Consider the following 13,336-nt stretch of genomic DNA (forward strand, 5'->3'; position numbering starts at 1 on the left):
CCACCGACCGCCCCATCGCCAACGCGACGTGATCACCCGGGCCCACACCCCAGTCGATCAACTCCCGAGCGACACGATTCGACCACACATCCAACACCGCATAAGACATCGTGCGCTCACCCGAAATCAACGCCGTCGCAGCGGAGTTCGCGACCGCACTGGCAGACAGCAATTCGGCCAGCACACGCGGCGTCTCGGCAGCACCACCCGAAGCCGGCACCAGCGCACGCCGCTCACCGGCCGACAACAAATCAACCGTGCCCAGCCGAGCATGCGAATCAGTCGCCATCGCTCGCAATACTTTTTCGAAGCGAGCAGCAAGACCGGACGCCGTCACGTCGTCGATGCGACCCTGCTGGTAGCGGACTCTGATGTGCAACTCGTCGGTCTGGTGGGCCTGGACGGTGATCGGGTAATGCGCGGCGTCGCTTCCCTCCGCCGAGACCACTCGCACACCGTCGATCTCGGCGTCGCCCAGGCCGCTGCTGTCAACCGGGTACGACTCGAAGACGACCAACGTGTCGAACAACTCGGCGGTGCCCGCCGTCGACATGATCTGCGACAGCTCCACATAGTGATGGTCGAGTAGACGGGTATTGGCCGCCTGCAACCGGGTCAATGCGTCTTCGATGGTCCACTCTCGGCACACATTCACCGCGACCGGCACCGTATTGATGAACAGGCCGATCATCGACTCCACGCCCGGCAGATCGGCGGGTCGCCCGGAGACCGTGCTACCGAACACCACGCGTTCGACGCCGAGCAAATTCCCCAGCACCACAGCCCAGGCGAACTGCACGATCGTCGCCATCGTCACGGATTGTGCCCGGGTGAATTCCACCAACTCGTCCGTCGCGGCGCGATCGAGCACCACAGCTAGATCGATCGGGATGTCGACTGTTGCGTCCGTGCGCGAATCGGCGACCAAGGTGGGTTCGCTGACATCATGCAGTGCGTCTCGCCACGCCTCGATGCCGGTGGACAACTCCCGCCGGTCCAGCCACGCCAAGTAGTCGCGGTACGAGGCCACGGCAGGCAACCGGTCCGGCTGTGCGCCCACCGCGTACAGGCCGATCAGCTCGCGCCACAGCAACGGCAACGACCAACCGTCCAACAGAAGGTGATGAGCCGTCAGCACGATCCGGAAGTCTTGCGGCGTCACGGCGATGATCAGGAACCGCAGCAGCGGCGGATCGGTGGGATCGAATGCGACCGCCCGCTCGGCTGCGATGAGCTCCTCCAGTTCCACTGTGCTGTCGGTCACGTCGACTCTGCGCCAGCGGACGGCGGTCTCGGCGGGAATCACCTGGGCCGCGACGCCGTCTGCCGTTCGGGTGAAGGCGGCCCGCAGGTTGGGGTGCCGTTCGAGCAAGGCGCGCGCCGAGCGCTGGAGCCGATGCTCGTCGACTGCGCCCGCGAGCGCGAGCACCGACTGTGCGGTGTACACATCGAGTTCGCCGGCGGCGAGTTCGGCGTGGAACAGCAGGCCCGCCTGCAGCGGTGCCAGCGACCACACATCGGTCAGCGGTCCATACCGGTCGGCGAACGCGTCCAGGTCGGACTGGGTGACCTCGACGAGCGGAACGTCCGCCCTGGAGAGCCCCCAGTTCTCGCTCACGCGGACGGCCGCGGCAATCTCGGTCACGGCCGCGATCCAGGCATCGATGAGTTCGGCGACGTCATCGTGATCGATCACCCGCGAGGCGTACCCGACCTGCGCCGACAGTTCAGGCCCGGCCTCGGTGTCCATGATATTCACGTCGATCGTCAGGACTGCTGCCGCAGGCATGTCCGGATCGAACGCGCCATACCGATCGAACTGCTCGTCGGTCGGAATCCACGCGAGATCCGACAGTGCCGTGAGATCGACGCCGGTGCGGCCGAGATTGTTGAAACTGATCTGCGGCTGCGGCGACGCTGCGAGCCGATCGGCCGTGTCGGTGTTCAGGTAGCGCAGCAGGCCGTATCCGATGCCCTTGTCGGGGATGGCGCGCAGCTGGTCTTTTACCGACTTCACCGCCGCGCGCACGTCCGTGTCCTCGATGCCGCTCAGATCGAGCGCAACCGGATACGCGTTGGTGAACCAGCCGACCGTCCGTGCGAGATCCGCTCCCGCGACGACCTGCTCTTCCCGCCCATGCCCCTCCAACAAGACCTTCATCCCCGCGTGTGCGACACCACGGCGGCCACGCCAGCGGGCCACCGCCACGGCGAGACCGGCCAATAGCGCATCGTCGAGGCTGCCCTGAACGACCGCGGGCATCGCGTCGAGCAACGTCGCGGTCACTTCTGTCGGGATGGACACCGCCAGATGCCGCACAGTCGACTGGGTGTCGACGGTGGGATCCAATGCCGCACTGCCCAGCGGCGGATCAGCGGCCGCGTTCACCCGCTGCCACAGCTCGAACTCGCCAGCGCGATCCACGGCGGCGGCCGTCAACGCGTGCGCCCACCGGCGCATCGACGTGCCCTGCGTGGGCAACTCGACCGCGCGCCCCTGCGTGATGTGCTGCCAGGCGGTGACGAAGTCGGGCAGCAGGATTCGCCACGACACCCCGTCGACAGCCAAGTGATGGATCACGATGAGGGCACGGGCCTCGACATCGACGCCCGCTTCGGGAAGCAGGCACACGACCTGCAACATCCGTCCCCGGGCTGGATCGAGACGGTCGGATGCCGCGGCCAACGCCGCTTCCACCACCGCGGCGAACCCGGCGCTACCCGGCGCCTCGTCGGCCTGGAATGTACGGGTCGAGATCGAACCCGTGGCATCGGCGGCGCTTGCGGGAGGCACGTCGAACTGACGTTCACGGAGCGTCGAGCGCAGCATGTCGTGCTGCTCGAGCACCGCCTGCACGGTCGATGTCACCGCATCGATTCGCGCGCCCCGTGGCAGACGCACCAGCATCGACTGAGCGAATCGATCTGCTGAGCCGGGACGGTCGGTGAACCACGAGACGATAGGCGTGAACGGGACGTCGCCGACACCACCCCCCGGCAATTCCTCGAGCGACACTCGCTCGGAGGCTTCGGCAACTCGCGCCAACTCCCGAACCGTCTTACGTTCGAAAATGTCGCGAGCCGTCACGATGACGCCCGCGGACTTCAGCCGGGATGCCAACTGGATGGACATGATGGAATCGCCGCCGAGCGCGAAGAACGAAGTCGTCGCGCCGACCGACGTGATCCCAAGTACGTCCGCGAACACGCCGGCGATGGTGCGTTCCAAGGTGGTGGATGTCGCGACGGCATCCTCTCCGGCGGTCTCGAAGACAGGTTCCGGCAGTGCTTTCCGATCCGCCTTGCCGGTCGACGCGAGCGGCATGTGATCGAGCACCGTGATCGTCGACGGCACCATGTGCGCGGGCAATACGGCGGCGACATGATCGAGCACGGCGGTCGGCTCGACGACCGTGCCGGATTCCGAGACGATGTACGCGGCGAGCACCGGTTGGCCGCCGGGTCCCTTGCGACTCACGGTCACCGCCGACGCGACCCTCGGATGCGTGAGCAGCGCGGCGTCGATCTCGCCGAGTTCGATGCGCTGGCCACGAATCTTGACCTGAAAATCGATGCGGCCGATGTACTCCAGCGCACCCTGCGCGGTCCAGCGGACGACGTCGCCGGTGCGATACATCCGTGCACCCGGACTACCGTAGGGGTTCGCCACGAACGCGCCTGCCGTCGCCACAGACCGATTCAGGTAACCACGCGCCAACTGAGCACCCGAAATGTACAGTTCACCCGCGACTCCTACCGGCACCGGCCGCATTCGCGCGTCCAGGACGACAGCGTGCACCCCACGGATCGGTCCGCCGATCGTGATCACGTCGGCGGGCTGCACCGGATCGCTCATCGTGACCACGATCGTCGTCTCCGTCGGCCCGTAGATATTGTGCAACTGCCGTCCGGGCGACCACGCAGCAACCAGATCCGCGGCCACCATTTCGCCGCCGACCGCCAACATCCGCACCGAATCGAGGTCGGCAGGCGACATCGTCGCCAACACACTCGGTGTCAGGAACGCGTGCGACACCTGATGTTCCCGGATCAGTTCGGTCAGATCCGCGCCGCCGAATACCTCCGGCGGCGATACCACCAACGCGGCGCAGGCCGCGTGCGCCATCAACGACTCGAGCAGAACCGCATCGAAAGCGGGCGCCGCCACTTGCAGCACGCGCGACGCGGCATCCACCCGGTATCGATCACGCTGTTCGGCCGCGAACCCGGCCACGCCCTCGTGGGTGACGACGACGCCCTTGGGCGTTCCGGTCGAACCCGATGTGTAGACCAGATACGCAGCATCCTGAACCCGCAGTGCACGGGGGCGATCCGCGGCCGTGATCGGATCGCCGGGATATGTGGCGATCTCGGCGGCCGAACGTGGGTCGTCGAGCACCAGCCATTCGACACCGCCCGGCATCGACACGCGCGCGGACGCCACCGTGATCCCGACTCCAACACCGGAATCCTGCACCATGTGCGCGATCCGCTCGGTGGGATACCGCAGGTCCACCGGGACGAACGTGGCGCCGGTCTTCGCGATCGCCCACATGGCGACGTGATAGTCGACCGACCGCGGCACGGCCAACGCGGTGAAGGCTCCCGGACCGACACCACGGGCGAGCAGATGACCGGCGAGTTGGTTGGCACGACGATCGAGCTCCCCGTAGGTGAGGGTCTCGGTGTCTCCGATAAGGGCAATCGCCGAGGGGTCCGCTGCTACGGCGGCGGCAAGTATGTCAGGAAGCAGACACGATTGGATGTCGCCGCTGCCAACCGCCGGGAGCAGACGTCCGGTCTCCTCGGCGTTCAGCAGACCGATGTCACCTACCGGCCGAGTCGGATCGGAGGTGACCGCTTCGAGGACGCGGATAAACCTCTCGGCGAACGATTCCGCGGTCGATTCGACGAACAGGTCAGTGGCGTAGATGATTTCACCATCGATCCCGGCCGGCCGAGAGCCTTCGAGTCGTTCGGTCACCAGCACGGTGAGATCGGCTTTGGCCTGCGCGATACCGGGATCGAGCAGCTCGACACCGATACCAGGAAGTTCGAATCGCGCCGCGCGCATGTTCTGCAGGCCGAACATCACCTGGAACAGTGGCGAATACGCCGTCGAACGCGGACGATCGAGGACGTCAACCAGCCGCTCGTAGGGCAGGTCCGCGTGTGCGAGCGCCGCCACGTCGACGCCGCGGACCTCGGCCAACAGTTCCCGGAAAGACTGGTCATCCCGAAGGCGGGTGCGCAATACCACCGTGTTGACAAACATTCCCACAAGGTCGTCGAGAGCCTGACTGCCGCGACCTGCGACGGGAGTGCCTACTGAGACGTCCTCGCTGTGCGCGGTGCGCGCCAACAGGATCGCCAACGCGGCGTGCAGCACGACGAACACCGTGACACCCTCACGGTGCGCCAGCCGCACGATGTCGTCGTGCAACCGCGCCGACATACCGAAGCGAACATTTCCGCCGACCATCGACATGGTGGCAGGCCGAGGCCGATCGGTCGGCAGGCCGAGCAGTTCCGGAGCGTCGTCGAGAGTCTCGGTCCAGTAGGCGATCTGCCGCGCGATCAACGACATCGGATCGTCCTCGGAGCCGAGCATCTCCCGCTGCCACATCGCGTAGTCGGCGTACTGGACTTCCAACGGCTCCCATTGCGGCGCTCTACTCTTCGCACGCGCCCGGTAGGCGCCGAACACATCGCGGGCCAGCGGTGCCATCGACGAACCGTCGGCCGCGATGTGATGGACCACCACCACCAGCACATGATCGTCGACGCCGGCCCGATACAGCTGTACTCGCACCGGCACCGATTCCGCGATATCGAATCCAGCCTCGACGGTCGCCCGGATCCGGTCGGCGAGTTCCGTCTCATCGAGGACTGGCTCCGCATCCATCACCATCTCGGCGGCTATCGTCGCGATATCCCGTACGGCCTGACACGGTTCCCCGTCGACGATCGGATACACCGTCCGCAGTGGTTCGTGCCGGGTCACCACGTCGAGGAACGCTGCCCGCAGCGCATCGACATCCAGCGGACCGGTCAACCGGGCCGCGAAACAGAGGTTGTATGCCGCCGAGGCGGTGTCGAACTGATTGAGGAACCACATTCGTCGCTGCGCCGCCGCCAACGGGATTACCGCGGGGCGCGGCCGCGGCGCGAGTGGCAGCGCCGTCGAATGCGTTCGCGTCGCGATCCGGTCAGCCAGTCCGGCAATCGTCGGCTCGTCGAAAATGTCACGGATGCCGAGATCGACCCCGAGGGCTGCGCCGGCCCGTGCTGCGATCTGGGCAGCCGACAGCGAATTGACACCGATCTCGAAGACGTTCGCGGTCACGCTCACCCGGTCGGCCCCCGTAACCTCGGCGACAACATGCGCAAGGACCACTTCACGATCAGTTCGGGGTGAGACGAACTCCGCGCCGTCGTCGAACACCGGTTGCGGCAACGCGGCTCGGTCGAGTTTGCCGTTCGCGGTGAGCGGTATCGAATCGAGCACCTGAACACCAGCCGGAACCAGGTAGGCCGGCAGCGACCGGGTGAGTTGGTCACGAATCGCACGTCCATCGGTCACCGCGCCGGGCACGAGCGTCACGTATCCGACGATTCGTTCCGCCGTCGCGATGGCCACGGCGTGTACGACCTGTGGAATCGCAGACAGCGCCGCTTCGATATCGCCCGGTTCCACCCGCTGACCACGCACCTTCACCTGAAAGTCGTTGCGGCCCAGAAACTCCAACTCTCCGGTCTTGGTCCACCGGACAAGGTCGCCGGTGCGATACATCCGCTCACCCGTCACACCGAATGGGTGCGCGACAAAGACGCCACAGGTGAGGCCGGCGCGTGCGTGATAACCACGCGCCAGCTGAATACCCGACACGTACAGGTCGCCGACAACACCGATCGGCGCCGGTCGCAGTCGCGCGTCCAGCACGTAGACCTTCATGCCGGACACCGGTGCACCGATCGGGACCGTCGTGTGGATCGTCCTACCAGGCAGGCAGCGCTGCGCGGTGACAACCTCTGCTTCCGCCGGGCCGTACCAGTTCACCACCTCGGCATTCGCGAACACGCGCGCCGCCGAGTCGACCGTGCGCTGTGCCAGCGCCTCGCCCGCGGCGAATACCCGGCGGATCGATGACAGCTGCTCGGCGCCGCTCGTGGACTCGATCAGGACATCGAGCATGGACGGGACGAAGTGCACCGTGGTGACCTGATGGCGTGCGATGACAGCGGCCAGGTACCTTGGGTCGCGGTGCCCGCCGGGCTCGGCGACGACGATGTGCGCGCCGGTCTGCAACGGCCAGAACAACTCCCACACTGCGATGTCGAACGTGATCGGGGTCTTGTAGAGCACGGCGTCGGACGCGTCGTGTGGCCATTGCTGCTGCGCCCACGCCAACTGGCTCACGGTCGCGGCATGGGACAGGGCGACCCCCTTGGGCATGCCGGTGGAACCCGAGGTGAACAAAACGTAGGCGATGTTGTCCGATTGAAGGGGCGCACGCCGATCCGCGTTCGTGACGGGGGCATCGGACAGATCGGTCACGTCTACGCGATCGATCTGCACGCACTCGACATCACCCGGCAATTCATCGCCGTCCGCCGCGGTCGTGAGCACCATCAACGGCTGACCTGCGGTCAGCACGCTCGTGATCCGCGCACTCGGATGATCCGGATCGATCGGCAGGAACGCCGCACCAGTCTTCACCACCGCGTACAGCGTGGTGACTAGCTCGACAGACCGACGGATAGCCACCGCCACCACGGTTTCCGGCCCCGCGCCCCGTGCGATGAGCCAACGGGCAAGGCGATTGACGCGGGTGTCGAAATCCCGGTAGGTCGAGGTGCTGCCGTCCGGAAGGCGGAGCGCCGGAGCGTGCGGCGTGCGTGCGACCTGTGCGTCGAACGCATCGACAAGCGTCCGTCCGGGTGTGGCGGCGACGGAGGTGTCGTTCCATTGCTCCAAGATCTTCTGCCGCTCGGCATCACCGAGCAGCTCGATCTCGCCCACAATCACATCGGTATCGGCATCGGTCGCGGCAGCGTCGAGAACACGGACGAATTGTTCGGCGAAACGCCGAACAGTGTCTTCGTCGAAGAGGTCCGTGGCATACGTCAGGCGCAGCGTGATACCAGTCGGCTCATTGTGCGTGCCGTGTCCCTCCGCCATCATGAGCATCAGGTCGTAGATCGCGGCACTGTCGCCCGGGTCGACGTGCTCGACCGTCAGACCGGGAAGTTCGACCCGAGCTCGCTCCATATTCTGGTAGGCGAGCATTACCTGGAACAACGGGGTATGCGCTGTCGAGCGGTTCGGGTTCAGCGCATCCACCAACTGCTCGAACGGCACGTTGGTGTGGTCGAAAGCCTCGATGTCGGTGCGTCGCACCTCATCGAGCAAGTCCATGAACGTCTGATCGAGTGCGATCCGAGTGCGCATCACCAAGGTGTTGACGAACATCCCGACGAGGTTGTCCAAGGATCTGTCTCCGCGACCCGCGTGTGGCACACCGATGGTGATGTCGTCCCCGCCGGACAGTTTCGACAGCAACACTGCCAGCGCCGTGTGAACCACCATGAATGTCGTGGCCCCAGCGCGACGCGCCAGCGACTCCAGCCGCCCCTGCAGCTCACCGGGTATCGCGACGTGGAGGACGGCGCCGCGCTGTGTCTGCTCGATCGGTCGCGGCCGATCGGTCGGCAGTTCGACCAGATCAGGTATACCCGCGAGCTGGGATCGCCAATAGGCGATGTCGCGAGCCACGTACGAATCCGGGTCGTCGGACGAGCCGAGCACCTCACGTTGCCAGAGGGCGTAATCAGCGAATTGCACTGTCAGCGGGGCCCAGTCCGGCGCGTTCCCCTTCGCCCGCGCCCGATAGGCCGTGACGAGGTCAGTGGCCAGCGGCGCCACCGAGTATCCGTCGCAACTGATGTGATGTACGGCCACCGCGACCGTCCAGGCCGCGTCCGACAGCTGATACAACGCCACCCGCACCGGTACGCCCTTCGACACGTCGAACCCGACGCTCGAGAACTCCGCCAAACGCCGTGGCAGATCGCGCTCACCGACCGGCTGCGGCGTGAGATCGCACGTCGCGACGACGGCCGCCGCGTCCAGCACGACCTGTGTCGGCGTGCCATCGCTGGCCGGGTACACCGTGCGCAAACTCTCGTGCCGCTCGATGACATCACCGACGGCCGCGGTCAATGCCTCGATATCGAGGACACCCTCGAGCCGAATCGCCAGCGGCACGATATATCCGGCCGAGTCGGGATCGAACTGGTTGAGGAACCACATACGGGCCTGTGCCTGCGACAGCGGGATACTCTCCGGCCGCTGCTTGCGAACCGGCGCGGGAAGACTCGGCACCGCACGCAACTGCGAGATACGTTCGGCCAGGTCCGCGACCGTAGGTGCCTCGAAAATTACTCGCACCGGGATGGATACGTCGACGGCGTCGCCGATCCGGCTCGAGGCACGGGTCGCAATGAGCGAATTTCCACCCAGGTCGAAGAAGTTGTCGTCCGCGCCGACGTCCGGGAGGTCGAAGAGTTCGCCGAAAACTCCGGCGACAGTCTGCTCGATCAGCCCCCGCGGCGCCCGGTATTGCGACTCCTGAGCATTCGAATCCGGCACGGGCAGCGCTCGATAATCCACCTTGCCGTTCGCCGTCAGCGGGATCGAGTCGATCTGCACCACTGGTGACGGCACCATATAAGCGGGCAATCGTTCCAGCAGAAAGCCTCGAATCTGCCTGGCGTCGATCGGCTCGTCGGCGACCACGTAGGCAGTCAAGCGCTGTTCGCCACAATCGGTGCGTACCTGCGCGACAACTGCGCTCACCTGCTCGTGTGCGAGCAATGCGGCTTCGATATCGCCGAGTTCGATCCGCAGGCCGCGAACCTTTACCTGGGAGTCGGCGCGGCCGATGTATCGCAGACTTCCGTTCTCGTCCCAGCGCACCAGGTCGCCGGTGCGATACAGGCGAGAACCGCCAGGACCGCTGAAGGGATCAGCGACGAATGCCGCGGCGGTCAGGCCGGGACGCTGATGGTAGCCGCGGGCCAGTTGGATTCCGCCCAGGTACAGCTCGCCCGTCACCCCGAGAGGTACCGGATGCAGACGTGAATCCAACACGTGCACGACTACATTCGACTCGGGGGTACCGATCGGCACCGCCACTCCGTCGACCCTGTCGATTCGGTGTGCGGTCACGCTCACCGCGGCCTCGGTCGGCCCGTACAGGTTGTCGATGCGTGCGGCACTGATATCGCGGAACCGGCGCACAGTTTCAGCCGGCAGCGCCTCGCCGATGCACAGCACGCGCCTGAGGTCAGGGTACTCACGCGCAGCGGCCACATCGAGAAGTGCCGCGAGCAACGATGGCACGAAATCCGCGGTCGTCACCCTGTGTTCGGCCATCAGCCGGGCCACCGCACCGGGGTCGCCGTGCGCGTCGGGGCCCGCGACAATCAGTGAAGCGCCACAGGTCAACGCGGAGAACAGTTCCCAGACCGACAGGTCGAACGTGAACGGCGTCCGCAGCAGCATGACGTCGCTGCCGTCGAGCCGGTAATGCTCGCGCATCCACCGGAGTTGATTCACCACGGCGGCGTGCGGCATCGCCACGCCCTTGGGCACACCTGTCGAACCGGAGGTGTAGATGACATAGGCGAGGTCACCGGGTTTCAGCGGCCGACTGCGATCAGCATCGGTCACCGTCGACGAATCCACATGTCCGGTGTCGAGTTCCTCGAGCACCCATACCGGCACATCGTCGGGCAGACTCCCCAGATCGGCCGGACTGGTGAGAATAGCGCTCGGCTGTGCGACGCGGAGGACGGCACGCACACGATCGCCTGGATGGTCCGGATCCAACGGCAGATACGCCGCACCGGACGCATGGATCGCGTACAGCGCCGTCAGCAGATCAACAGAGCGACGCATCGAAACCGCCACCACGGTTCCCGGTCCGACGCCGCGTCCGATCAGCACTCTGGCCAGCGAATTCACCCGCGCCGCGAAATCACGGTAGCTGAGCGCACCTCCGTTCTCGGCGTCCACCACGGCTGGGCTGTCGGGCGTCGCAGCTGCCTGCGCGGCGAACAAGTCCGCGATCGTTGAACTCGGCGCCTCGGTCGGCGCCCCGGTAGAGCGCGTGGCCAGCTCACGTACCTCGTGTGCGGTCAGCAGATCGATGTCACCGATGGCGCGCGTGGGATCGGCAACGGCCGCGCGCAGCAGCCGCAGGTAGCGGTCGAACATCGCCTCGACCGTTGATGCATCGAAAATATCTGTCGCGTAATCGAACTCGACCGCCATGTCACCGGGTTCACCATTCGGACCGATGGCATCGACGAGATTCAGATGCAAGTCGTATTTCGCCACGCTCAGGGCGGCCATACCGGCCGAAACCGTCAGGCCCTCGAACTCCACGGTGGGGATCTCGATGTTCTGGAACGAGAATCCCACCTGGGTCAACGGTGCGTGCGCGGTCGTGCGCGGCGGATTCAACACCTCGACGAGGCGCTCGAACGGAATATCCGCGTTCTCGAACGCGGCCAGATCGGTGGCCCGGACTTGGTCCAGGATACGGATGAAGGGGGCGTCGGGTTCGATGCGTGTTCGCAAAACCAGCGCGTTGACGAACATTCCGATCAGGCCGTCGAGGCCGGGCTCGCCGCGGCCGGCGATCGGCGTACCAACCGCGATGTCACCGGTACCCGACAGTCGTGCGAGCAGCACAGCGAATGCCGCGTGCGTCACCATGAAGACCGTTGTGTCGTGGCGCCGGGCCAGCGCGGCCACATCCCGATGGAGTTCTGCCGGCAGTGTCGCCGAGACGGTGGCGCCGCGGAACGATTGCTCCGCCGGCCGCGGCCGGTCGATGGGCAGGTCGAGTACTTCGGGCAGGTCGGCGAGTGCCGCCAGCCAATACTCCGTCTGGGCGACGGTCGGGCTGTGCGGGTCGTCCTCGGTGCCGAGCAACTTTCGCTGCCACAGCGCGTAATCGGCGTACTGCACGGGCAGCGGCGCCCATTGCGGTGGCTGTTGCCGAACACGAGCCTGATACGCGGTCATCAGGTCAGCGGCGAACGGCGCGAGCGACGACCCGTCGATGCTGATGTGATGGACGACGAGCACGAGGGTAAAGTCCTCAGATGCGCTGCGCAGCAACGCAATTCGACAGGGAACCTCGGATGTGACGTCGAATCCGATTGCCACTTCAGCGGCAATACGCGCTTCGACGTCGCGCTCCGCGACCTCGACCGGGGTCAACCGGGGCAGGGCCATGTCCGCGGAGACGATCACTTGGTGCGGTCCGGTCTCGCTGTCCGGGTATACGGTCCGCAGCGATTCATGTCGGTCGAGCACATCCGCGATCGCCGCGTGCATTGCGGCCACGTCGAGATTTCCCGACATGCGCACGACCAGTGGAACGTTGTACACGGGCGAACTCGTGTCGAACTGATTGAGGAACCACATGCGGGCTTGTGCTGGTGACAGCGGAATTCGTTCCGGCCGCTCTTGTGGCACAAGCGGTTCCCGTTTCACCGCGTTCGCGGTCCGCAGATTCCGCGCCAACGCCGCGACGGTCGGTGACTCGAAGATCACGCTCAACGGGACGTCCACGCCGAATGCAGCGCTCAGGCGTGCTGCCACCCGCGTAGCCGACAACGAGTTGCCACCGAGATCGAAGAAGCTGTCGAGGGCGCCGACTCGCTCTGTTCCCAAGACTTCCGCGCAGACATCGGCGACAACCTGCTCGGCCGCGTCACGCGGGGCGACGAACTCGGTCGTCGTCGCGAACACCGGTTGCGGCAGCGCAGCACGGTCGACCTTGCCCACCGATGACAGCGGCAGCGTGTCGAGCGCGATCACCGTATCCGGAACCATATGCGCCGGCAGTCGTTGCGCGGCATACCGCAACAGTTCCGCGCTGTCGACAGCGTCCGCGGTAGGGATCACGTAGGCGGCCAGTCTCGATCCGTTGTCCGTCGCTACACCCACTGCTACCGCTTTCGCCACAGCGGGGTGTGTGGCGAGGACGGTTTCGATCTCGCCGAGTTCGATGCGCTGACCACGAATCTTCACCTGGAAATCGCTACGACCGGCGTACTCCAACGCATGATCCGATCTCCACCGCGCCAAGTCACCGGTGCGATACATTCGCGACCCCGCCGGCCCATAACCATTGGCCACAAACACCGCCGCGGTATCAACAGGTCGGTTCATGTATCCGCGTGCCAACTGCACACCCGACACATACAACTCCCCCACCACACCCACCGGCACCGGCCGCAACCACTCATCCAACAC

At 65.6% G+C, this 13,336-nt stretch carries 1 protein-coding gene; it reads right to left on the reverse strand.

What is annotated here, in order from left to right; translation table 11 throughout:
- Nucleotides 1-13,336 (reverse strand): amino acid adenylation domain-containing protein (locus AB0C34_RS31130; protein WP_357080937.1); only part of this gene is annotated, 13,336 nt, incomplete at both ends.

It is taken from the genome of Nocardia sp. NPDC049220, assembly GCF_040647855.1.
In the GTDB taxonomy this organism is placed as follows: Bacteria; Actinomycetota; Actinomycetes; order Mycobacteriales; family Mycobacteriaceae; genus Nocardia.